The sequence below is a fragment of the Halovivax sp. genome, assembly GCA_007119345.1.
Classification (GTDB): domain Archaea; phylum Halobacteriota; class Halobacteria; order Halobacteriales; family Natrialbaceae; genus Halovivax.
Genome location: SKPV01000104.1, coordinates 1 through 23,343 on the forward strand (window position 1 = coordinate 1; position 23,343 = coordinate 23,343).

22 protein-coding genes are annotated in these 23,343 nt (G+C 69.3%); 16 read left to right on the forward strand and 6 right to left on the reverse strand.

All coding sequences use genetic code 11. The features are described from left to right. The 7 genes from QZT59_RS07125 to QZT59_RS07155 all read left to right on the forward strand — a co-directional run. Positions 1-560: metal ABC transporter substrate-binding protein (locus QZT59_RS07125; RefSeq protein WP_290813431.1), on the forward strand; the 560-nt coding region annotated here is incomplete at its 5' end. After that, positions 557-1,297 carry a metal ABC transporter ATP-binding protein gene (locus QZT59_RS07130; protein WP_290813434.1) on the forward strand — a complete coding sequence of 247 codons (741 nt, stop codon included), beginning with the start codon at positions 557-559 and terminating at the stop codon, positions 1,295-1,297. The genes QZT59_RS07125 and QZT59_RS07130, both read left to right, overlap by 4 nt. Before the next feature lie 6 nt (positions 1,298-1,303). Beyond that, on the forward strand, positions 1,304-2,359 hold the full coding sequence (locus QZT59_RS07135; RefSeq protein ID WP_290813437.1) for a metal ABC transporter permease: 1,056 nt from the start codon (positions 1,304-1,306) through the stop codon (positions 2,357-2,359). A 97-nt stretch (positions 2,360-2,456) separates the two neighbouring features. Beyond that, entirely contained in the window at positions 2,457-4,553 is a 2,097-nt protein-coding gene (locus QZT59_RS07140; RefSeq protein WP_290813440.1) for an acetate--CoA ligase family protein, read from the forward strand. Beyond that, positions 4,550-5,617: a phosphotransacetylase family protein gene (locus QZT59_RS07145; RefSeq protein WP_290813442.1), complete on the forward strand. Its 1,068-nt coding sequence runs from the start codon at positions 4,550-4,552 to the stop codon at positions 5,615-5,617. Before QZT59_RS07140 ends, QZT59_RS07145 begins: the two co-directional genes overlap by 4 nt. Before the next feature lie 76 nt (positions 5,618-5,693). Beyond that, entirely contained in the window at positions 5,694-6,284 is a 591-nt protein-coding gene (locus tag QZT59_RS07150; RefSeq protein ID WP_290813445.1) for a winged helix-turn-helix transcriptional regulator, read from the forward strand. Between the two features lie 394 nt (positions 6,285-6,678). Then, positions 6,679-7,818 (forward strand): acyl-CoA dehydrogenase family protein, encoded by a 1,140-nt coding sequence (locus tag QZT59_RS07155; protein WP_290813448.1) that lies wholly within the window; start codon positions 6,679-6,681, stop codon positions 7,816-7,818. A 58-nt stretch (positions 7,819-7,876) separates the two neighbouring features. On the opposite strand, the gene QZT59_RS07160 is transcribed toward QZT59_RS07155, so the two are convergent. After that, positions 7,877-8,488: a universal stress protein gene (locus tag QZT59_RS07160; protein ID WP_290813451.1), complete on the reverse strand. Its 612-nt coding sequence runs from the start codon at positions 8,486-8,488 to the stop codon at positions 7,877-7,879. 269 nt (positions 8,489-8,757) lie between these two features. On the opposite strand from QZT59_RS07160, the gene QZT59_RS07165 reads away from it, so the two are divergent. The 6 genes from QZT59_RS07165 (at position 8,758) to QZT59_RS07190 (ending at position 15,317) form a co-directional block, all read left to right on the forward strand. After that, positions 8,758-9,525, forward strand: coding sequence for a cob(I)yrinic acid a,c-diamide adenosyltransferase (locus tag QZT59_RS07165; protein ID WP_290813454.1), 768 nt, complete (start codon positions 8,758-8,760; stop codon positions 9,523-9,525). Positions 9,526-9,701: 176 nt separating this feature from the next. Then, positions 9,702-10,442, forward strand: a complete 741-nt coding sequence (locus tag QZT59_RS07170; RefSeq protein ID WP_290813457.1) for an ABC transporter ATP-binding protein — start codon at positions 9,702-9,704, stop codon at positions 10,440-10,442. Then, positions 10,439-12,031, forward strand: coding sequence for a hypothetical protein (locus QZT59_RS07175; protein WP_290813460.1), 1,593 nt, complete (start codon positions 10,439-10,441; stop codon positions 12,029-12,031). Before QZT59_RS07170 ends, QZT59_RS07175 begins: the two co-directional genes overlap by 4 nt. A gap of 117 nt (positions 12,032-12,148) precedes the next feature. Then, a complete protein-coding gene (locus QZT59_RS07180; protein WP_290813463.1) occupies positions 12,149-13,858 on the forward strand; it encodes a cobyric acid synthase in 1,710 nt (569 codons plus the stop codon). A gap of 187 nt (positions 13,859-14,045) precedes the next feature. Beyond that, the gene (locus QZT59_RS07185; protein ID WP_290813466.1) at positions 14,046-14,609 is read left to right on the forward strand and encodes a hypothetical protein; all 564 of its coding nucleotides are present in this window, start codon (positions 14,046-14,048) and stop codon (positions 14,607-14,609) included. Positions 14,610-15,062: 453 nt separating this feature from the next. Beyond that, the gene (locus tag QZT59_RS07190; protein WP_290813469.1) at positions 15,063-15,317 is read left to right on the forward strand and encodes an MTH865 family protein; all 255 of its coding nucleotides are present in this window, start codon (positions 15,063-15,065) and stop codon (positions 15,315-15,317) included. 415 nt (positions 15,318-15,732) lie between these two features. Here QZT59_RS07190 and QZT59_RS07195 read toward each other — a convergent pair whose 3' ends face one another. Then, positions 15,733-15,882, reverse strand: coding sequence for a hypothetical protein (locus QZT59_RS07195; RefSeq protein WP_290813472.1), 150 nt, complete (start codon positions 15,880-15,882; stop codon positions 15,733-15,735). A gap of 349 nt (positions 15,883-16,231) precedes the next feature. Here QZT59_RS07195 and QZT59_RS07200 point away from each other — a divergent pair, with 349 nt between their 5' ends. From QZT59_RS07200 to QZT59_RS07210, 3 genes are all read left to right on the forward strand, one after another. After that, the gene (locus QZT59_RS07200; RefSeq protein WP_290813474.1) at positions 16,232-18,205 is read left to right on the forward strand and encodes a bacterio-opsin activator domain-containing protein; all 1,974 of its coding nucleotides are present in this window, start codon (positions 16,232-16,234) and stop codon (positions 18,203-18,205) included. Positions 18,206-18,558: 353 nt separating this feature from the next. After that, positions 18,559-18,870, forward strand: a complete 312-nt coding sequence (locus QZT59_RS07205; RefSeq protein WP_290813476.1) for a hypothetical protein — start codon at positions 18,559-18,561, stop codon at positions 18,868-18,870. A gap of 46 nt (positions 18,871-18,916) precedes the next feature. Then, positions 18,917-19,675 carry a peptidase M10A and M12B matrixin and adamalysin gene (locus QZT59_RS07210; RefSeq protein WP_290813479.1) on the forward strand — a complete coding sequence of 253 codons (759 nt, stop codon included), beginning with the start codon at positions 18,917-18,919 and terminating at the stop codon, positions 19,673-19,675. A 14-nt stretch (positions 19,676-19,689) separates the two neighbouring features. Here the strand turns inward: QZT59_RS07210 and QZT59_RS07215 are convergent, their stop codons facing one another. The 4 genes from QZT59_RS07215 to QZT59_RS07230 all read right to left on the reverse strand — a co-directional run bounded on the left by QZT59_RS07215 (position 19,690) and on the right by QZT59_RS07230 (position 23,088). Continuing rightward, positions 19,690-20,040: a winged helix-turn-helix domain-containing protein gene (locus QZT59_RS07215; protein WP_290813482.1), complete on the reverse strand. Its 351-nt coding sequence runs from the start codon at positions 20,038-20,040 to the stop codon at positions 19,690-19,692. A gap of 161 nt (positions 20,041-20,201) precedes the next feature. After that, on the reverse strand, positions 20,202-21,020 hold the full coding sequence (gene otsB / locus QZT59_RS07220; RefSeq protein ID WP_290813485.1) for a trehalose-phosphatase: 819 nt from the start codon (positions 21,018-21,020) through the stop codon (positions 20,202-20,204). Next, complete coding sequence (locus tag QZT59_RS07225) at positions 21,017-22,606, reverse strand: trehalose-6-phosphate synthase (RefSeq protein ID WP_290813488.1); 1,590 nt, start codon at positions 22,604-22,606, stop codon at positions 21,017-21,019. Before QZT59_RS07225 ends, otsB begins: the two co-directional genes overlap by 4 nt. 299 nt (positions 22,607-22,905) lie before the next feature. Further along, positions 22,906-23,088 carry a hypothetical protein gene (locus tag QZT59_RS07230; protein WP_290813490.1) on the reverse strand — a complete coding sequence of 61 codons (183 nt, stop codon included), beginning with the start codon at positions 23,086-23,088 and terminating at the stop codon, positions 22,906-22,908. Positions 23,089-23,343: the final 255 nt, after the last annotated feature.

A 23,343-nucleotide genomic window follows, 5' to 3' on the forward strand; every position in this document is an offset into this window, starting at 1 on the left:
ACGACCACGACCACGACCACGGCGAGTACGATCCGCACGTCTGGGTCGATCCGGTGCGGGCCAAGCAGGTCGTCGAGAACATCGCCGGTGGACTCGCCGAGGTCGATCCCGATAACGAAGACACCTTCGAGGAGAACGCCGCGGCGTACGCGGAGCGGCTGGACGCCCTCGACGAGCGGTTCCGCGAGCTGGTCGACGACGCCGAGCGTCGCGTGGGCGTGATCGCCGGCCACGACTCGTTCCAGTACCTCGAGGATCGGTACGGGTTCGAACTCCACTCGCCGACGGGCGTTTCCCCGGATCAGTCGCCGAGCACGAACGACATCGCGGACACGATCGACTTCGTGAACGAAGAAGGGATCGAGGTGATCCTCTACGACTACTTCGAGGCACCGGACCTCGCGGAGACGATCGTCGAGAACAGCGACGCGACCGAGGTCGCGGCGGTGTCGCCCACCGAGGGGACGACCGAGGAGTGGAACGACGAGGGATGGGGATACGTCGAGCAAATGGAAGAGATAAACGTCCCCGCGTTCGAGAAGGCACTAGGATCACCGTGACGCCGGCCGTCCGACTCGAGAACGTGACGTTCGCATACGGCGACCAGCCCGCCGTAGACGACGTTTCGCTGACGATCGGGCGGGGCGACTTCCTCGGGCTGATCGGTCCGAACGGCTCCGGGAAGACGACGTTGCTCCACATCATGCTGGGGCTGATCGAACCGAGTTCGGGACGCGTCGAACTGTTCGGCGAGCCCGTCGACTCGTTCGAGCGCGGCGAACGGATCGGCTACGTCTCCCAGGGGGCGACCGACCGGGCCGGCACGATGCCGGTGACCGTCCGCGAGGTCGTGACGATGGGCCGGTTCGCCCACGCGGGTCACGCCCGGCTTTCGGACGAGGATCGCGCGGCGGTCGCCTCGGCGATCGAGACCGTCGGCATCACCGACCTCGCGGATCGGCGGATCAACCGCCTGTCGGGCGGCCAGCGCCAGCGGGCCTACATCGCCCGGGCGCTGGCGTCGGAAGCGGACCTGCTCGCGCTCGACGAGCCGACCGTCGGCGTCGACGCCGAGTCTCGCGACGCCTTCTACCGGCTGCTCGACGAACTCAACGGGGCGGGGATGACGATCATCCTCATCGAACACGACATCGGCGTCGTCACGGACCGCGCGGACCACATCGCCTGCATCAACACCGAACTGTTCCACCACGGCGACACGGAGTCGTTCGTCGAGAGCGACGCCCTCGAGGAGGCCTACGGCTCGAGCGGTCGCGTCGTCCACCACCACCACTGACCGGAGATGAGCGAAGAATCGGTCGACGTCGTCGAACGGGAGGGGATCGCAGAGAGCCTCGGCGTCGGCGCGGTTCAGGTCGCCGGACTCGTCGCGACGGCCGCCCTCGCCGTCGCGATGACCGCGTTCGTTACCCTCTACTGGCTGCAGGAGTATCCGATCGCCGGCGGGCTCTACGAGCAGTACCTCGTCGCGGGCGGGTGGCTCGACTATTACTTGGGGACGAACGTATTCCGGCATCCCTTCACGTGGCACTCGCTGGCGACGGCGGTGCTGATCGGGGTCGTCGCGCCGCTGGTCGGCACGTTCCTCGTCCACCGGGAGATGGCGCTCATCGGCGAGACGCTCGCGCACACGGCGTTCGCCGGCGTCGCCGTCGGGCTGCTCTTCGGTGCGACGACCGACTGGCGCGCGTCGCTCTTGCTCGCCGCGCTCGTCGTCGGCATCCTCGGCGCGCTCGGCGTCCAGTGGCTCGCCGAGCGGACGGACGCGTACGGCGACGTTCCCATCGCCATCATGCTCACCGGGAGTTTCGCCGTCGGCACGCTCATCATCAGCTACGGTCGCGGGTTGACGTCGGTGAACATCGACGACTACATCTTCGGGAACGCGGCCCACGTCACCGTCGACGGCGCGCGCCTGATGGTCGTGTTGAGCCTCCTCGTCGTCGCGGTCGTCGCGATCACGTACAAGCAGCTGCTGTTCATCACCTTCGACGAGCAGGCCGCCCGCGTCGCCAGGCTGAACGTCACGTGGTACAACGCGCTGCTGGTCGTGATGACCGCGGTGGTCGTCGTGGGGGCGATGCAGGTGCTCGGCGTCATCCTCGTGGCCGGCATGCTGGTGATCCCGGTCGCGGCCGCCACCCAGCTCGCCCGCAGCTTCCGCGAGACGCTCTCGCTCTCGATCCTCTTCGGGCAGCTCTCGGTACTGGGCGGCTACGGGGTCGCCATCCACCAGTCGCTCCCGCCGGGCGGTTCGATCATCGTCGTCGCCATCGGGTTCTACCTGATCGCGATCGCCGCCTCCGGGTGGTCGGTGCGGGCGCTCTCGACGCACTGAGTGCGAGCGATCGATCCGGCGAATCGAATCGGCATCGCGACCGGGTCGCGGGAATCGTGGCCCGGATTTAACTCCCTCCCCGCCGACGCTCGACGTGATGGGAACTCTCTCCGAGCTGTTCAGCCCCGGCAGCGTCGCGGTGATCGGCGCCACCGACCGCGAGGGGGCCGTCGGCCGGGCGATCCTCGAGAATCTGCGCGAGGGCTTCGACGGCGAGATCGTCCCAGTCAACCCGAACCGGGAGACGGTCCTGGAGATGGCGTGCGTCCCCGACCTCGCGAGCGGCCCCGACGTCGACCTCGCGGTGATCGTCGTGCCGCCGACGGCGGCGGTCGACGCGGTCGTCGACGCGGCCGAGGCGGGCGTCGAGCACGTCGTCGTGATCACCGCCGGGTTCGGGGAGTCCGGCGGCGAGGGCGCGGCGCGCGAGCGCCGGCTCCGCGAGGTGGCCGAGGAGTACGCCCTCCACGTGATCGGACCGAACAGCCTCGGCGTGATGAGCACCCCCGTCGGGCTCAACGCGACGTTCGGGCCGGAGATGGCTCGGGAGGGGTCGATCTCGTTCATGAGCCAGTCGGGCGCGTTCATCACGGCCGTCCTCGACTGGGCGAACGAACAGAACCTGGGATTCAGGCACGTCGCCTCGCTCGGCAACAAGGCGGTCGTCGACGAGACCGACCTGCTCCGCGAGTGGGGCGCGGACCCCGAAACCGACGTGATCGTCGGCTACCTCGAGAGCATCGACGACGGCGCGGCGTTCGTGGAGACGGCCCGCGAGGTGACCGACGACACGCCCGTCGTGCTCGTGAAGGCCGGTCGCACGGACGCCGGCGCCCAGGCGGCCTCCTCGCACACGGGCGCGATCGCGGGGAGCGAACGCGCCTACGAGACCGGCCTCGCCCAGGCGGGGGTCGTCCGCGCGGAGTCGGTCCAGGAACTGTTCGACTACGCCCGCGCGCTCTCGGGGCTGCCCACCCCGGACGGAGACGGCGTCGCCGTGGTGACGAACGCGGGCGGTCCCGGCGTCCTGTCGACCGACGCCGTCGGCGACTCCCGGCTCTCGATGGCGTCGTTCGCGGACGAGACCGTCGAGGCGCTCCTGGAGGCGATGCCCGCCGAGGCGAACGTCTACAACCCGATCGACGCGATCGGCGACGCCGACGTCGACCGCTTCGCGACGGCCCTCGACCTCGCGCTCTCGGATCCGAACGTCGGGAGCGCGGTCGTCGTGAGCGCGCCGACGGCGGTGTTGCGCTACGACGAGCTGGCGGAGGTGATCATCGAGCAGCGCAGCGAGCACGGGACGCCGGTCGTCGCCTGCCTGATGGGCGGCGAGCGGGCCCGGGCCGCCGAGGAAGTGCTGCGGGAGTTCGGCATCCCGAACTACTTCGATCCCGCGCGGGCGGTCGCCGGGCTCGACGCCCTGGCCGCCTACCGGGACGTCCGGGAGCGCCCCGACGACGATCCGACGGCCTTCGACGTCGACCGCGAACGGGCGCGCGAGATCCTTTCCCGGGCCGAGGGCCGAGCGGACAACCGGCTGGGGGTTGAGTCGATGGATCTCCTCGAGGCCTACGGGATCCCGACGCCCGCGGGCCAGGTCGTCGACGATCCGGAGGCGGCCCGCGACCGCGCGACCTCGATCGACGGCGACGTCGTGATGAAGATCGTCAGTCCGGACATCTCCCACAAGTCGGACATCGGCGGCGTCGAGGTCGGCGTCGCCGCGGACGACGTCTACGACACCTACGAGACGCTGGTGACCAGGGCGCGCAACTACCAGCCCGACGCGCGGATCCTGGGCGTGCAGGTCCAGGAACTGGTCGATCTCGATCGGTCGGTCGAGACGATCGTCGGAATGAACCGCGATCCGCAGTTCGGCCCGCTCGTGCTGTTCGGTCTCGGCGGAATCTTCGTCGAGATCCTGGAGGACACGTCGGTCCGGGTCGCGCCGATCGGGGAGGGGGGCGCCCGCGAGATGGTCGACGAGATCCGTGCGGCGCCGCTGCTTCGCGGGGCGCGCGGGCGCGAACCGGCGGACGTCGACGCGGTCGTGGAGACGATCCAGCGCCTCTCCCAGCTGGTGACCGACTTTCCGGCGATCCTGGAACTGGACGTCAATCCCCTGGTCGCGGGGCCGGAGGGCGTCCGGGCGATCGACCTCAGACTGACCGTCGACACGGAGGAACTATGACAGACCGAGACACGCTACTGATCTGTTCGCTCGCGGAGAGCACCGGGAAGACCGCGGTGGCACTGGCGCTCGCACGGCACGCGAGCGAGGACGGCGACGACGTCGGCTACATGAAACCGAAGGGAACGCGCCTCCAGAGCACCGTCGGCAAGACGCTCGACGAGGATCCGCTGATCGCGCGCGAGGTGCTCGACCTCGACGCCGAGATGCACGACCTCGAGCCGGTGGTGTACTCCCCGACGTTCGTCGAGGGGGCGATCGCCGGCCGCGAGGACGTCGAGGCGCTCCACGAGCGGGTCCGAGAGGCGTTCGACGACCTCTCGGCGGGGCGCGACCGGATGGTCGTCGAGGGGGGCGGTCGCGTCGACCTCGGCGCCGTCGTCGACCTGACGGACGTCGACGTCGCCGAGCTGCTCGACGCCCGCGTCCTCCTGCTGGCCGGATACGACGACGTCAGGGACGTCGACGCGCTGCTCGCGACGGCCCGACGGTTCGGCGACCGCCTGGCCGGCGTCTGCTTCAACGGCGTCTCGGACGACTCGTTCGACGCCCTGGAGGCCGACGTCGTTCCGTTCTTGGAGGGTCGGGACGTCCCGGTCTACGGCGTGCTCCCCCGGGATCGAACGCTGGCCGGCGTGACGGTCGGCGAACTCGCCGAGGAACTCGGCGGCGAGGTGCTCGTCGAGGCCGGACTGGACGCGTACGTCGAGCGCTTCAGCGTCGGTGCGATGGGCGCCGACAGCGCGCTCAGGCACTTCCGGCGAACCAGGGACGCGGCGGTCGTCACCGGCGGCGATCGGTCGGAGATCCAGACGGCGGCGCTCGAAGCGCCGGGCGTTCGGTGTCTGATCCTCACCGGCGGACACCGGCCGTCCGGAGCGGTCCTCGGCAAGGCGTCGGAAAAGGGCGTCCCTATCGTGACGGTCCGAACGGACACGCTGACGACGATCGAACGCGCGGAAGACGTCGTGCGCGGCGGACGCACCCGGGACGCGGAGACGGTCGAGCGGATGCGATCGCTGCTTGCCGATCACGCCGACGTCGATCGACTGCTCCGATCGTGACAGCCGACGTGACACCTAACGTTCCCTGACAATCGAAACTGCAAACATTCATTGGACAGGAGTTACTATCCCAACTATGCGCCAGCTGGACGAAACAGATCTCGAAATTCTTCGGCTGTTGCTCTCGGATTCACGGCGGCCGTACCGGGAGATCGCCGAGAAGGTCGGGCTCTCGCCGCCGGCCGTCTCCGACCGGATCGACCGGCTCCAGGAGCAGGGCATCGTTCGTCGATTCACCGTCGACATCGATCGGCGAAAGCTCCGAGACCGACTGCCGGTGATGCTCACGCTGGAGGCCGAGCCGGCCGCCGTCGACCGGGTGTACGAATCGGTCGCCGCCCTGGACGGCGTCGAACACGTCTTCAAGCACTTCGACGGCACCGTCGTTGCCCACGCGAACGCGCCCGACCGCGACGTGAACGGCTGGCTGCGCGACGCGATCGACGTCGACGGAGTCACCGACCGGGACGTCGCGCTGGTGGCCGACTACGAGTGGACCGTCGACGTCTCCGCGGCCGACTTCGCGCTCGAGTGCCCCGTCTGCGGAAACGAGGTGAGCAGTTCCGGAGAGACCGCGCGAATCGACGGCGAGATCAAGGTCTTCTGCTGTCCGACCTGCAAAGGCGAGTACGAGAAGCAGTACGAACAACACAGCGAGAAGGCCTGAGGCCCTCGACAGCCGTCACGCGATCGGGTCGGTCGCTCCCCGAGGAGTTTTCGACGCGGTGACTTCGCCGCGCGTATCCGACCGGGATGGTTGGATCCGTCGGTGTTCTCGATCACGACCGTCGTAACCAGCGGATATCCCGGCGGCGAGAACGGGATCGGGTGGTGCGTACTCGAACCGGCGGTGAGAACTGGACCGGGTGGTGCGTACTCGAACCGGCGGTCGTTGCCCCCGAGCCCTTCGAACCCGGTCGATTTCGGCGTCGAACGAGAATGCGACGTCAGTTGATGCTCGGAGCTACATCGCGACCCGCCAACAACGGTAGGTCGTAGCATCGATAACCAAACAGAAGCCTCTCCAGAAGGTACTTTGTCTTACAACGGTAACGAATCGTATGGGCTTCACGCTGTCCGCGGAACACGAGGCGATCAGGAAGGCGGTGCGCGAATTCGGCCAGAACGAGATCGAGCCGGTCGCGAGAGAGCACGATCGCGAGAAAAAGTATCCGGCGGAGATCCGGAAGACGGCCGCGGAGTACGACTTCGTGGCACCGAACATTCCCGTCGAGTACGGCGGGGCCGGGATGGACACGCTCTCTTCGACCATCGTCACCGAGGAGCTCTGGCGTGCGGATCCCGGCATCGGGTCGGCGGTCGGCAGCGCCGGCTTCGGCTCGAGCATGCTGATCGAGTTCGGCGACGACTGGATGAAGGAGGAGTGGCTCCCGAAGATCGCCGCCGGCGAGGCCGTCTCGGCGTCGGCGATCTCGGAGCCGGCCCACGGCTCGAACGTGGCCGGGATGGAGACGAGCGCCCAGTCTGACGGCGACGAGTACGTCCTGAACGGGAACAAGATGTGGATCACGAACGGCACCGTCGCGGACGTCGCCGTCGTGATGGCGAAGACGAGTCCGGGCGACGGTCACCGGGGGATCACCGCGTTCCTCGTCCCGATGGACGCGACGGGCGTCTCGACGGAGAAGATCGACAACAAGCTGGGTATCCGCGCCTCGGACCTGGCGGAGGTCGTCCTCGACGACGTCCGGATCCCGGCCGAGAACGTGATCGGCGAGGTCGACAGGGGGTTTTACCAGCTGATGGAGTTCTTCGCCGCCGGCCGGGTCAGCGTCGCCTCGCAGGCCGTCGGCGCGGCCCAGGGCGCGCTCGACTGCGCGATCGAGTACGCGGGCGAGCGCGAGCAGTTCGGTCGGAAGATCAAGGAGTTCCAGGCCATCGAGCACAAGATCGCCGAGATGGCCACCCGAGTGGAGGCCGCCCGCTCGCTGACCTACCGCGCCGCGAGCGAGGTCGAGGCCGGTAACCAGGACATCGCGGCTCGTTACTCGAGCATGGCGAAGCTGTTCGCGAGCGAGATCTCGGTCGAGGTCGCCGACGAGGCGGTCCAGGTCCACGGCGGCTCCGGCTACGTCGACGACTACCCCGCCGAGCGCTACTACCGCGACGCTCGCATCACCAAGATCTATGAGGGGACCTCCGAGATCCAGAAGAACATCATCGCCGACCGGATCCTCTGAGCGGCACAAATTTTCGACTTGAACGGCCGACCGGTCGGTGCCGAGTCGACGTCGCCGATCAGTCGATTTTCGCGATCCGGGCGTCGCCCGACGCCGCGTCGACGTGAACGTGGACCGTTCCGCCGTCCACGGTGGCGGGGACGATCCACGAGCCGCTCGTTCTGTGCGGATCGTCGACCGGCTCGGGGTTCTCGTACCCTCGCTCCCGGAGGGCCTCGAACGCGAGGGACGTCGCCTCGTCGGCCGTGTCGATCCGCCGCACTTGCCCCTCGCGGACGGTGACGACCGGAACCGAAGCGTTGCGCACGGCGTGTTCGGTCACGCTGCCGAGCAGCACCCGGTCCAGGCCGGTTCGGCCGACGGTCCCCATGACGATCAGGTCGGCGCCCGTCTCGTCGGCGAAGGCGAGGATTTCCTCGTCCGGGATCCCCTGGCGCACCGTCCGCGTCACGTCCACGCCCGTCCGCTCGACCTCGCGGACGAGGTGGTCCAGCGCGCGCTCGGCGGTGCGCTCCGGACTCGCCTCGTCGACCGCCCCGTACGGTCCCTCGACCACGACGCTCAGACCGTGGATCGTCGCGTCGAACCGGTCCGCGATGGCGACGGCGTGATCGATCGCCCGCCCAGCGGCCGCGCTCCCGTCGGTCGGTACGAGGATGTCGTCGTACATCGGAATCGAATTGGGCCGGCTCCCCTAAAAACTGTGCACCTTTCGCGACGTTCGTGAACGGAATCCGAATCCATTTCGACGTTCGACCGTCCGCACTCGCCGAACCGGTTCGGGGCCGTACCGGATCCCCGGTTCGAACCGATCCGTCGGGTCGAACTGGGCGAACGCCGTACGGGCACGGCGGTTCGGACGCGCTGCGAGTCGCGCCGAACGGCTGCTTCGGCCGCGGATCGCGCACTTACATGGGCCTCCGCCTCGTCGCGTCGAGTATGAACCGGGACGAGCGGGACGAGGGCCGGACGGGGGTCGAACCGTCCGATCGCGGGGCGAACGGCACGTCGGGAGACCGAGCGATCGACGAATCCCGCGAGGACGGCCTCGAGAACACGCCCGGAGGCGGTCGAACGCCGACCGCCGAACCGATCGAGCCGAGCGTGCCCGAGGAGTTCGGCCTCGTTCAGGTGTGGTGGGGTGACGGCAAGGGAAAGACCACGGCAACGCTCGGGATGGGGATGCGCGCGGCCGGCCACGGCTTCCGGGTCCACCTCCTCCAGTTCATGAAGGGCGGCGCGTCGAGCGTCGAGGCGGTCCGCGGGGAGTACAACGCCATCGCCGTTCTGCCGGGGATGAGCTACGAAAACCTCGGCCACTACGGCTGGCACGGGATGGCCGACGGGAGCGACGAGGAGAAACACGAGGCGCAAGCCCGGGCGGGGCTCGAACGGGCCCGGGAGCTGGTCGACGCGGCCGACCGAGCGGACCTTCGGGAACCCCTCGCGCTCGACGGTGATCCCGAGGACGGCGTCCACATGTTGATTCTCGACGAGATCCTGTACGCCGCCGATCGCGGACTGATCGGCGAGTCGGACGTGCTCGAGTTGATCGAGTCCAAGCCGGATCGACTCGAGCTCGTCCTCTCGGGCAGCCACGACCGCCCCGAGTTCCTGCTCGACGTCGCGGACCTCGTGACGAACGTACGAAAGGAGAAACATCCGATCGACGAGGGTCAGCGGGCGCGTTCGGGAACCGAGTTCTGACCCGACCTCGCTGGCGGAAGGCCAACGGGGGCGTTCGGGAACGGAGTGCTGACCGACGACGCCGGCGGGTTCCTCCGGACGAATGGATCGCGATTCGAACACCGAGCCGGAATCCGTCCGATTTTCCGACCCGCCACTACTCTTATATTCGGACCGCGAGAATCCGCCGACGATAGATGGCCGAGATACGTGTGCGGGACCTCGAGAAATCCTACGGGGGCGTCGACGCGCTCTCGGGGTTGAGCTTCGAGGTTTCGGCCGGCGAGCTGTACGGGTTCCTGGGGCCGAACGGCGCCGGCAAGACGACGACGATCAAGATCTTGACCGGCCAGCTGACGCCCGACAGCGGCACCGTCGAGGTCGACGGCACGGATCCGTCGATGGAGCCGGTCGAGACCCGGCGCCGGGTCGGAATCCTCCCGGAAGACGGGGCGCCGCCGAGCTTCTTTACCCCGCGGGAGTACTTCCGGTACGTCTCCAGGATCCGGTGCCTCGACGACGAGACGGTCGCCGACCGGATCGCGACCTGGGCCGACCGACTCGGGTACCGAGGTCGACTCGACACCCTGTGCACCGACCTCTCGCGCGGCCAGCAACAGAAGGTGATGATCACGCAGGCGTTCCTCCACGAGCCCGACGTGGTCTTCATCGACGAACCGCTCGCCAATCTCGATCCGCTCGTCCAGGAGCAGGTCAAGCGCTTCCTCCGGGAGTACGTCGAGGCGGACAACGCCGTCTTCGCCTCCACGCACAACATCGAGGTCGCCGAGGAACTCTGCACGACGGTGGGCATCGTCGCGGACGGCCGCCTGGTCGCCGAGCGCCACCTCGAGTCCACGGACGAACCGCTGCTCGACGTCTTCCTCTCGGAGGTCGGCGAGGCGAACCCGCAGGACGTTCCCGCAGCGAGCCGATGACGTCGGCTGCGGGGACGGCCGCCGACGCGCCGGGGGACGGCGGGGATTCGACCGACCCGTCCGGCGAGCCGCCGGTCGACGGGCGCCGGGCGACGGCATCGAACGCCGGGAACGCGGGACGGGAAACTCCGACACGGTATCGGAACGTCCGAGGGTCCTTCGCTCTCGGCGTCGTCGTTCTCGCGGCGCTGTTCCGCGAGGAGTGGCGACTCCACACCACGCTCTTCGGCGGGGCTCGCTTCCTGGCGGTCCCGGCCGTGCTCGGCGCCTTCGCCGTCTTCGCCGCGGCGGCCCTCGCGGAGACGGGGACGGCCGCCTCCGCCGTGGCGGCCGGGCTCCACGTCTTCGCCGTCGGGTTCGGCCTCTACGCGGGGACGGCGGGCTTCGCCGGCTCGGACATGCTCGAGGACGTCTTCGGCGACCTCTCGTTCCTCCTCGGGACGGCGGCGACGCTTCCGATACCCCGGCGCGTCCTGTTCGGGCTGTTCCTCCTGAAGGACGCGGTCTACTACGGCGTCGCGTTCGTCCTGCCGATGGCGCTCGCGGTCGTGGGACTGGAGGGCCTCTCGGCCTCGACGCCCCTCGCCGTCGCCGCGCTGTGGCTCTCGCTCTGGCTGGCGTTCGTCGTCGGGATGACGGTCACGGTCGCCGGGATCGCCGCGCGAACGCGGGGCGTCCCGTCCGTCGCGATCGCGGGCCTCGCGGGGCTCGGTGCGGTCGGGCTATGGGCGACCGGCGAGCAGGGGGCGGCCCTCGACCTACTCGTTACCGCCGGTCGGGGACCCCTCGCCGCCGTCGGCGCGGCCGGCGTCGCTGCTGGGGTCGGAATCGCGGCGCTGGCGGCGTACGATCCGACCCACGAACCGCCGTCCCGGACCTCCCCCGAACGGTTCGAGCGACTCCGACGGCGCCTGCCGTCGGCCGACCCGCTCGTCGCCAAGGCGGTCCTCGACCTGAGTCGGAGCAGCGGCGGGTTCGCCAAGCCGTTCGTCTCCGTCGGCATCCTGTTCGTCCTCGTCGCGGGACTCCTCGGGGTCGTCGAGGCGATCACGGGCGTCGCGCCGGCACCGGGGATCTTCTTCGGGGGCGTCCTCGGCCTGAGCGCGTTCACGACGTACAACTGGCTCACGCAGTTCGACGACGTGGCGGCCTACCTCGCGCACCCGGTCTCGGTCGCCGACGTCTTCCGGGCGAAGCGGACGGCGTTCGTCCTCGTCGGCGCACCGACGGTCGCGCTCCCCTACGCGTTCGCCGTCGGCTGGTTCGGCGCGACGCCCGTCGACGCGCTGGCCGGCGCCGCGGTGCTCGTCGGCTACTCGCTGTACTACTACGGCCTCACCGTCGCCGTCGCGGGGTTCTCCCCGAACGAGTTTCTCTTCGACGGCGCGCGGTTCTCCGCGTTCGGACTCGGCGTCGCGATCGTGCTCGTCCCCACGCTGGTCGCCGCGTTCGCCGTCGTCCCGCCGACGCTTCCGGTGGCGGCGGCGCTGGTGATCGCCAGCCTCGTGCTGGGCGCCGCCGGCGTCGGGCTCTCCTCGCGGGCGGCCGCGCACTGGTCGGATCGATATCTGGCGGGAACGGCCCGGTGAGCGCTCACCGATCCGACCGACGGGTGACGACCGCCGCCGACCGTCTCGTCGCGGTTCGGATCGCGGAACCGATACGACGAAGGGCCGCGGCCCCGTCCGATCGGCGCACGAATCGCGATGACCGAGACACTGCTCGTCGCCGGGACCGCGAGTCACGTCGGCAAGTCGACGATCGCGGCCGGTCTGTGTCGGCTGCTCGCCGACCGCGGGCTCGACGTGGCGCCGTTCAAGGCCCAGAACATGAGCAACAACGCTCGCGTGGTCGTCCGACCGCCGGCGACGACGTCCGCGGTCGAGCCGCCGTCCGAGCGTGGTGATGGGGCCGCGGACGAGGGGAGCGACGGGGTTCCAGGCGGGGATTACGCCGCGGCCGCGGTCGAGGGGAGCGACGGGATCGCGGACGAACCGAGATGGGGTGAGATCGGCGTCTCCCAGCTCGTCCAGGCGCGCGCGGCGAGGATGACGCCGACCACCGACTGCAATCCCGTGCTCCTCAAGCCCCGCGGCGACGGCGAGAGCCAGCTCGTCGTCCAGGGGCGAGCGGTCGATCACGTCGCGGCGGGCGAGTACTACGACGATCACTGGGAGCGCGCCAGGGAGGCGGCCGCGACCTCCTATCGGCGCCTGGCGGCGGAGGCGGACGTGGTGATCGCGGAGGGCGCGGGGAGCATCGCGGAGATCAACCTCCACGACCGCGACCTCGCAAACGTCGAGACGGCGGCGTTCGCCGACGCGACGATCCTGCTCTCCGTCGACATCGAGCGCGGGGGCGCGTTCGCCAGCCTCTACGGGACGCTCGAACTCCTTCCGGACGCGCTCTGCGACCGGGTGGGCGGGGCGGTGATCACCAAGTTCCGGGGCGACGCGTCGCTGCTCAAACCCGGGATCGTCGAGATCGAGGAACGAACGGGCGTTCCGATTCTCGGGGTCGTCCCCTACGACGACCCCGGACTTCCGGAGGAAGATAGCGTCGGCCTCCCGGCCGCGGACGAGCGTGCGGTCGCCGGGGACGGCGACGGCGTCCCGGCCGAGCGGACCGTCACGGTCGCGGTCCCTCGCCTCCCGCGCATCTCGAACGCGACCGATCTGGAGGCGCTGGCCGACGTTCCGGGCGTCCGAGTGGCGTACGTACCGGTCGACGCGTCGGGCGCCGACTCGCTCACCGACGCGGACGCGCTCGTGCTCCCGGGGACGAAGAACACCGTCGACGACCTGCTGGCGCTTCGCGAGGCGGGTTTCGACGCCGCCCTCTCCTCGTTCGACGGACCGATCGTCGGCGTCTGCGGCGGGTACCAGCTGCTCGGCGAACGCATCCGCGGCGCCGACCTCGAGGGAACCGGCGACCGGAAGGTCGTCGACGGCTTCCGTTTGCTCCCCGTTGAGACGCGGTTCTCGCCCGCGAAGCACCTCGACCGAACGACCGTCACCGTCCGGGGATCGGGACCGATCGCCGACGCGGACGGGACCGCGACGGGATACGAGATCCACGCGGGACGGACGGAGAAGCTGGCGCCGGTCGACTCCCCGCTGGGTCCGGAGAGCGCCGCACGCGGTGACGTCCTCGGAACGTACCTCCACGGCCTCTTCGACAACGAGAACGTCCGAGACGCGTTCGTCGATGCGGTCTACCGACGAGCGGGCGCCGCTCGACCGATCGCCCAGGGCGACGCGGCCGCGGGCGAGGACCCTCCGGGAACGAACGGGTCCCCCGGCGCGCCGACGGCGGACCGCACCGGCCCGGCGGTCGATCCCTATCTCGCGGCCGCCCGGCTCGTCGACGATCACGTGGATCTCGAGCCGCTGGGTTCGCCGTTCGATCGCATTTGAGCGGGGCTGTGCCGAACGACGTTCGATCGCATTTGAGCGAGGGCCGTGCCGAACGCCGTTCGATCGCATCTGAGCGGGCGGCGTGCCGAACGGCGCGATCGGATACCCCCGAGCCCGCTTCGACTCGGCGTTCGATTCGAGGTTCGCTACCGGACGAACCTCGAAGGAAGTCTCCGCGAAGCATCCGGTGACGGACCCCCGCACGATCGGCACAGCCCCGGTCCTGGTCTTCGACGCCCTCCCGTGGTGGATCGTCACGCCCTTGCTGTACCTGGGGCTCGTGAGCCTCGGGATCGCGCTCGAGGAGACCTGCGTCAATCGGACGACGGTGCTCGCCGGGGCGCTCGCCCTCGCGGTTTCCAGCGCGACGGGCGGCGGCCTCCGGTTCCCCGTTGCCCTCTACCTCGATATCGGGCTCGTCGTCGGCGCGTACGGGCGCTACGCTTACGTGATCGACGGCTACGTGTCCGGCTGGTTCCGCGTTCTCGCGTACTTCGTCTACTCGCCGCTGTCGGTGGTGCTCGTCATCCCGTTCCCGGACGTCCTCTTTGTCGTCGCGCTGTCGATCGCGGCCGTCGCCAACGGTCGGTTGCTGGCCGCGCTCCACCCGCTCGATCCCTACTACTTCGGCCCGGAGAGCGAGGAGGTGTTCGTCGAGGCGGCCGAGACTGGTGAACCCGAACCGCTCGAGGGCGGGGGCGCGACGCCCGGGGGAGGGATCACCTCCGCCGTCACTGGGTCCATCCTCTAGCGCGACGAAGAGGGCGCCGAGCGCACCGGCGAGAAGCCGGCGGAATCCGACTCGGGACCGATCGGTCCGGCCGAGACCGATCCCGGGCCGATCGATCGGGGCGTTCTACCGAAGTTCGTGCGACGTATCTGTCGACCGGCGCCGTCGGACGCACCGGCCGGCGTTCGCGGCACGACCCGCTCGACGGGGTGGGTCGGGGCGTTTGGACGGGAACGTTCCTGCTGATTCGACGGGGTGGGTCGGGGCGTTTGGACGGGTGGGACCGAGGCCGTTTCGACGGCGGCGATGGTCGTCCCTCGTGCGCGAGTTCATCGTCGCCGCATTTTGCATGTGAACCGCACGCAGTCGCCACTTCGGTCCCTGCGAGTGCTTTCGACCGGGATCACCAACGCGGTCGCCACCGATTCAACTACCCTCAAATTTATTATTTCTCCCCCAGAAGGATCTCCTGCAATGGCAGACGAAGACGAACTCCGCGAGCAGTTCACCGAGGCGTTCGAAGGCGCAGACTACCCCGTGTCGAGTCCGATGGACCTCGTTCCGGCGCTCCCGAACGGGCCGGCGACCAAGTTCGAGTCCGGCGACTTCTCGATGACGGCGATGGAACTCAACTCGAAGACCTCGGGGAGCGCGGACTTCCCGTACGAATCCGTCGACGACCTCGTCGACGATCTCATCGAGGGACTCAAAGACGACGACTACATCTGAACGCGGCGGCGGTCGGCGCGGCGGGGTCCCGGCCAGCTGCGCCGATTATCGGGGTTCCGAGCTTCGTTCTCGCGTAGCCGCCGCGTCGTCCGTGGTACGAAAGAGGCCGGGCGGCGGATGCCGTCCGATCGGCGGATCTTCCATCGGCCCGGAACGGTGCCCAGGTCGGTCGTCGACGTCCGGGGAGGGTGCCGGTCCGGTGGTTGTTCTGGCCCGAATCCGTAGCGTGCGGGCGTGGCGGCCCCGGTGGCGCGGGCGTGGCGGCCCCGGTGGTGGTTCGGACCCGAACGCGTACCGTGTCGGCGCCGTCGGTTGCACGCGGGGAGCGATCGCTGAACAAACTGGTTCGCTCGCCGCCGCTCGTACCGGCGGCTGGCGACCCGCCCGCGCGGTCGTCGCTCGACCCGGGGGGCGTTCAGTTCGTAGAGAGCGTGACGATGTCGTTAGAGCCGCACGCGGGACACTCCGCCTCGGCGGTCTCCACCGACGTCCCACAACGTCGACACTCGTGTACGGCGACGCCCCCGTCCCCGCGGAAGAGCAGCGTCTTTACGGTTTCGAGCATCCCATTCCCCGACGACTCTTGACACGTCGACTACGAAGTATCTTTCTCGTTTAACCGACGCCTTCGTAACGCTGACGTGATAGGACGGCGCCCTCGGGAACGGTGATCGATCCGGTAGACGCTCTGGTGGCGCCGACGACCGTTCCGATTCCCGCTCTGGTAGTGCCGACGACCGTTGCGATCCACGCTCCAGAGATGTCGTCGTCGGTCATCGTCGGAACGACACCGCTGCCCGCGCGGTCGCCGGTCGCTATCTTTTTTGTCGTGGGATCCACACATCCAGGAGAAGTTTCGCCCGTCGCGACCGACCGCGGCGAGCGCGGACGGTGGAGGGAAACGTATACAAATGATGACTGGTGTTACAGCTGATACGATTGTCGGAATCGTCGACGAGGCGGACCGCCAGCTGGTGCGCTCTGTCCTGTCGGACGTTCCCGGCTCCGTGCGGGTGACGACGCCGGACGCGGTCGACGCGGCCTTCGCGGAGGGCCGACCGGCGCTGGTGGTGGCGAGCGTTCGCGAACCGGGCGCGCTCGAACGGGTGGTATCCGACGTTCGGTCGCGCGAGGCGACGGTCCCAATCGTCGTCGCGCCCCCGTCGGACAGCGATCGGCTGGCCGCGGCCGCAGCCAGGAGCGACGCCGACGGGTACGCCCCGATCGGATCCGACGAACTCACGACCGCTATCGAGCGTCGCCGAACGGACGACGGGCCGAACCCCGACGATTCCCGGGACGGGATCGCCCGGAGCACCCTCGAACTGATCGCCGAGTCGCTTCCCGAAGAGGCGTTCATCCTCGACGAGGACGGCACCTACATGGAAGCGAGCGTGCGATCGGACGTCTCGGACCTGTACACGGTGGGTGGCGACGATCTCGTCGGACGGACGCTCTTCGACGCGTTCGACGAGCCGGTCGCGTCGGACCTGGTGGAGTGCGTGCGACGGGCCATCGAGACCGGCGACCAGCAGCGGATCGAGTACGAGGCCGACACGACCGGGGGTCGCCTCCGCTGGGAGGGGCGCGTCAACCCGATCGAGGAGCCCATCGACGGCCGTCGCGCGGTCGTCTGGCTCGCCCGGGACATCACGGAGCGCGCCAGGCGCGAGGAGTCGCTGCGCCAGCAGCGCGATCAGCTCGAGACGCTCAACCGGATCAACGACGTCGTGCGGGGCGTGATCGACACGCTCGTCGAGGCGCCCACCCGCTCGGAGATCGAGGACGGCGTCTGCCGGCGACTCGTCGAGTCGGACCTCTACTGTGGCGCCTGGATCGGGGAACGGACCGGCGACGCCCGGATCGAACCGCGGACCGATGCCGGCGCGGCCGAGCGGTACTTCGCCGCGCTCGACGACGACGAGATCGCCGCCGATTGCGGAGCCATCTCGAACGGCCTCTCCTCCGGCGAAGCGATCGTGACGAACGCCGTCCAGGAGGCCGACGGCGTGCCGCCCCGCGTTCGAGCGGCGGCTCGCGAGGACGACGTCAACTCCGTGATCGCCGTCCCGATCGGTCACGACGGCACGGTCTACGGACTGCTCGTCGTCCTCGCCCGTCGGGAGGACGCGTTCAGCGAACGCGAGCGGAACGCGTTCACGCTGCTCGGGGACACCATCGGGTTCGCGATCAACGCGGTCATGAACCGCCGACTGCTGTTCGCCGACACGGTCGTCGAACTCGAACTCCGGATCGACGACGGGGACGCCTTCTCGTTCGACGTGACGTCGGCCTACGACTGCACCGTCGACCTCGAGTGGGCCGGCACGACCTCCGGCGGCCTCATCCACCAGTACGTCACCGTCGACGGACTCGACGGCGAGACCGCCATCGCGGAGGCTCGCGGACACGACTCGATCGAGTCCGCCCGCCTCATTCGGGAGGGCGACGGGGAGTGTACGCTCGAGTTCCGCCTGTCCGAGTCGGGGGTTCGCACGCTGACCAACTACGGGACCCGCGTCCAGTCCGCGTCGGTCGCGGACGGCACGGCGACGGTGCTGGTCGAGGCCCCGCGGGACGTCGACGTTCGACGGCTGCTCGAGACGTTCCGGCAGGTGTATCCGAACGCCCGTCTCGTGGCCCGGCGAGAGGTCGACAGGGAGGTCGACACCGCGGCCGAGCGCCGGAAACGGATCGCCGAAACGCTGACCGATCGTCAACTGACGGCGCTGCGGCTCGCCTACTACGGCGGCTACTTCGACTGGCCCCGCGGGACGACCGGCGAGGAGATCGCGGAGAAGATGGAGATCTCCCCGCCGACGATGCACCAGCACCTCCGAAGCGCGCTGTCACACCTCCTCACGGAGTTCTTCGAGGAGCCGGAGTAGTCTCCCGCCCGTTGTCGGGACGTCGTCTGGCCGTCGGAGTCGCGCCCGAAACGGCTCGAGCGACGCGTTTCGACTCGGGACCGTCGCCCGCCGGTGACAGTCACGAAAGCCGAACGATTTAGCTGACGACCATGTGAACCCGAGCGGCGAAGCGAATCGGCGAACACATCGGCGATTGTGAACGTCAGCATCGACGATCGGTCCGACGGTCGCCGCCCGGCCTCGGCCGGCGGGCCGATCCGCGTTCGACCGAGGAGTCGGGACCGGGTCGACCGGGGCCGATCTCGTCGCGAATCGCCGACGGACGGGACGATCGGACGGGCCGAAACGGATCGTCGGACGGTGCGTCCGCCGTGACCGGGGAACCGGTAGCCGTCTACGCCGTGAACGACGGGCGGTACCTGACCCGGTGGCAACTCGACCGGCTGCTGGAAACCGGCGCGTGGCGACGCTGCCTGCGAGAGACGGCCACCGATTTTCGACTCGTCGAGCGTGCGGACGGCCGACTGGTGGCGATCGAGCGGGTGTCGATCGACGCGCTCCCGGAGTGGGTCGAGATTCGCGTCGACGGAAATCGCGTCCGCGTCGGCGACGTCAGACGCACGCTCCCGCCGGGTCGCTCCTCCGCCGCGCTGGACGCGCCCCGTCCGGGTACTCAACGGTGAGCATGTACACCGCTAACGCTCTGGGGGCCGGGTTCGACGAGGGAGCGTGAACCGACGAGCGGCCCTGAACCGGCGGACGCTTCTCGGGGGCGTCGGTTCGGTCGGCTCCCTCGCCGTGATCGGGTACGCGAGTCGGGAGCGCGGCGACCGCTTGCGGGTTCGGTTCTGGCGGAGCGAGCGCGCGGCTCGCTACCCGTCGGTGCCGGACCGAATCCGGGACCTCCTGACCGTCGCGCTCGATCTGCCGTACTGGTCGCTCGAGATCACCGACGGCGGGATCGTCTCGATCGGCACCGAGAACCCGGCCGAGGCGATCAGACGCGGCCGGTGGCCGGCGGCCCTGCTCACCGGTGCGGCGGGCTCGGGAGACGCTCCCCCCGTCCCCGACGTGAACCTCCTCGTATCGGACGCCCCGATGGACGCCGCACCGACCGGATACGGGGCGCCGCACGTCGCCGCGGTTGGCGGAGCGCGTCGTCTGGCGGACCTCGACTCGGTCGGCCAGCGACCCGTCCCGGTCGCGCGCGAGACGTTCGCGGCGCAGGTACTCGTCCACGAGGTCGGGCACGGGCTCGGGCTCCAGCACGCCCACGGCGAAGCCTACCGTCGAGGCGACGCGGTCGTGGTGACGCCGATGCTGTCGGCGTACGCGTGGGACCCGACGTACGAAGACGATCGCTCCCAGTGCGGGCGGGCGTATCCCGACGGGGTCGCGGACGGGAGTCTCGACCGTCAGTTCACCTACCGCTTTTCGCCGTGCGCCCGCCGACGGCTGCGGCGCTACGACGGTCATCACCTCCCGTAAAATCGGCCGGCCGTCTAGTTCTCGTCTACGCGGCGTTCGTCCTCGCCGCGAGCGAATTCGGCCTGGGCGGACTCGTCGCCCGCCGTCGCGGAGGGCCCTTCGATGAGCGCCTCGAAGTCGTCGACCTCGTCGTACTGATCCCGGTAGACGAGCGCCGCTTTCCCCAGCGACGTGATCTCGTAGAGGCCCGATCGCTCGGCCGGACCGATCTTCCGCACCAGCCCGTAGTCCTCGAGGACGGGCAGGCGCGTGTTGATGTTCTTTCGACTCTTGCCGGTGTGGGTGGCCAGGTTCGTCGCGACGTTTCGACCCTTGTCCTCGAGTTCCTCGAGGATCAAAAAGTCAGTCGGTTGTCGGAGCTTCATCGGAGATCTCGTCCCTTGATCGTACGTGTCTCGGATGGTGCCTAATACTTTCGGCTCGCCGCGATACGTTGCCGGAAACCATCACCACCGATCGCGTCATCCCGACGGTCCTCCGGGACGGATGTGTTGGCGCGATAGCGTCACTTCATCCCGGGAGATCGTCACGCGTCGTCGGCCGCCAGCCCCTGGAGCAACTCGGCGACCCCTGCGGGGGAGTCGACCCGATAGGTCGCGTTCGAGGGCCGCGCCCGACCCACCAGAACGCCGATTCCGTTCGATCGAAGCGCGGCGAACGCGTGTTCGTCCGTGGCGTCGTCCCCCACGTAGAGGGTAGACGCGTCCGGCGAGTGATCGGCCCGGAGAAGTTCCACGGCGTCACCTTTTCCCCAGTCGATCGCGGGCGAGAACTCGCGGATCTCCTTCCCGCCCGCGAGCGTCAGTCCGCCGTCACCGATCCGCTCGACGACCGACCGCGTCGTCCGCTCGACCAGCCGGCGCGCCGAGTCGGGCACCGATCGAAGGTGAACCGTCCCCGTGAGTCGTTTGTGCTCGACCTCGCAGTTCGGCACCGCGTCGAACCGGGTTTCGAGGAGGCCACAGCAGGTCGCGATCGTCGGCTCGCGTGCCGCGGCGACCGGGTGCGTGGCGATCGTGCCGTCGCGAGCGATCTCGAGTCCGTGATTGCCGACGAGCGTCACGTCGCGGTCGATCCTCGTTCGAAGGTCAGCGATTCCCCGACCGCTCACGACGGCGACGCTCACCGACGGTTCGGCGGACAACGCCGCGAGCGCGCGCCGGTTCGCGGGCGTCATCGTCGCCTCGTCCGGATCGTCGACGATCGGTGCGAGCGTCCCGTCGAAGTCGAGACAGCACAACAGCCGGGAGCCGTCGCGAAGCGTTTCGCAGAGACCGTCCGTCGGTCCCTCGATCCGCGGGGGGACGCCACAACCCTCGGCGTGGGACGCCGCGGTCTCGCTCATTTCCGGTCGCCGGATCCCGCTCGTCCCGGCAGCGTCGCGGGGTCCGGACGTCGCGTCAGGGTGAGGTCGTCGAACTGCCGCCCCATCCACCAGTTCAGGTCGCGTTCGAAGACGTCGCGACGGAGCTCGGTCATCCGACGCCGGCGCTCGGATGACGGCGCGGTCAGCGCCGATCGGATGGTCTCCGCGACGTCGTCGGGTCGGCGCGGATCGATCGAGTACGCGTGTTCGCCGAAGACGTCGTGGGCACCGGCGTCCCGACTCAGACAGAGGGCGCCGGCCCCGTCCGCGCTCGCCGCCACGTACTCCTGGGCGACGAGGTTCATTCCGTCGCACAGCGGCGTGACGAGCATGAGGTCAGCGCGGCGGTAGAGCGCGCAGAGTTCCTCGCGGCTGAGGTGGGCTTCGGTGTAGACGATCGGCCGCCAGTCGTCGGTCGCGAATCGGTCGTTGACGCGGTCGACGGCGCGGCGAACGCGATCGCCGAGCGCCTCGTAGGCGGGGATCTCGGTTCGACTCGGCGAGGCCGTCTGGACGAACGTGAACTCGCCGCGCCAGGAGGGCCAGCGCTCGAGGAATCGTTCGACGGCGGCGATCCGCTCGGGGATCCCCTTCGAGTAGTCGAGTCGGTCGACGCCGAGAGCGAGCGCACCCACACCCCCCAGATCGAGGGCGTCCTCCAGGGAGTCGAAGACTCCGGGGTCGACCGACCGGCTTTGCCTGTCGTGACGCTCGGCGTCGACGCCGAGCGGGGTCGCGGTGACGCGCGTTCGGCGCTCTCCGCGTCGGACGACGCCGGTCTCGTAATTCACGTCGGCGTCGGGAAGGAATCGGTCGACACAGCCGAGAAAGCGCTGGGCGTAGCGGTCGACGTGGAAGCCGAGAAGGTCGTTGCCGAGCAGCCCCTCGAGGATCCGCCGGCCGTGGGGACACCGCGCGAGGATCGACGGCGTCGGCCACGGCACGTGCCAGAACTGTCCCACGGTCGTCGTCGGCGGCGTCGCGTTCGCGATCGACTCCGGGGCGAGCGCCAGGTGGTAATCTTGGAGCCAGACGAGCGTGTCGGGGCCCGCGTGTTCGATCGCGGCGTCGGCGAACCGACGGTTCACGCGACGGTAGCCGTCGAAGTCGCCGTCGCGGTCCTCGATCAGTAGCGGGAGGCCGTGACAGGTCGGCCACAGCACGCGGTTGCTGTACCCCCGGTAGTACGCGTCGACCTCCGGCTCGTCCAGCCACACTCGCTGGAGCGTGTAGGCCGGATCTTCGGGCGGAACCTGCACCCGTCCACGGTCGTCGGCCGCGGCTCGATCGGCCTCGCCGTCGCCCCACGCGACCCAGGTGCCGCCGACCTCCCGGAGTACCGGGTCGAGTCCGGCGGTCAGCCCGCCGGTCGGCCGTTCGACCGTGACGGACCGTCCGTCGACCGCCTCGGCGGGTTCTCCCGCCAGTTCGGAGGTGCCACCGTCCGAGACGACGCCGCCGCAGCCGTCCGTCCCCGGATCGGGACCGTCGGGGTCCTCGTCGTCCGCCGCGTACTCGTGTCTGTACGGCTGTCGGTTCGAAACGAGGACGATCGAATCGAACACCTCGACGGGCGACGCCCCGCCACGGTTCGTCGCGGTGTCGCCCTCGGGCGTTCGACGGGCGTCCCGCTCAGCGTCGCCATCGCGTGCTCCGCGGGAACTCCGCGCCGAGTCGTTTTCGAACGCTCGATGGGAACTCGGCTCCGCGTACCGGTGCTCGGTGGAACGCATTCACCGTGAAATCTGGTTCGCCGACGGTTCCTGCCCCGCCTGCACCTGCCGGGCGCCCAAGAGGGGGACCAGTATTCCGTCGCTCGACCGTATTCGCGGGGACCGTCGGCGACCGGGCCCCCTCTCGTTCGTCAATAGAAGAATAACTCGAGTTCGTGTCCGCAACTGTCGCAGTGGGCGTCCTTCCCTCGGAGGGGATTCGGTTCGTCCGCCTCCGAACCCACGATTCCGGGTCCGGGCGGTACCGTCGCGTCGACTCGGGCGTCACAACTCGGACACCCGATCCGGAGGAACGAGTCGTTCGAACGGGACATGCCACCGTGATACGCCGATCGGGATGTTTGTTATCGTGACCGTACGATCGATTCGGCCGAGCCGACGAGCGGACGGTCCACCGGCGCGTTCTCGAACGGTCTCGAGCACGAACTCGCGGCGCTGCCGGCGACCTGCCGGAGCTCACGCCGACCGTACCCGCGCGGACGCACCCCGAGGCGCTCTGAACGGGGTGCGCGCTGGCGGACGGTGCGAGCGCCGGGTCGGACGCTGGCGCGTGCCGGCGGGCGGTGCGA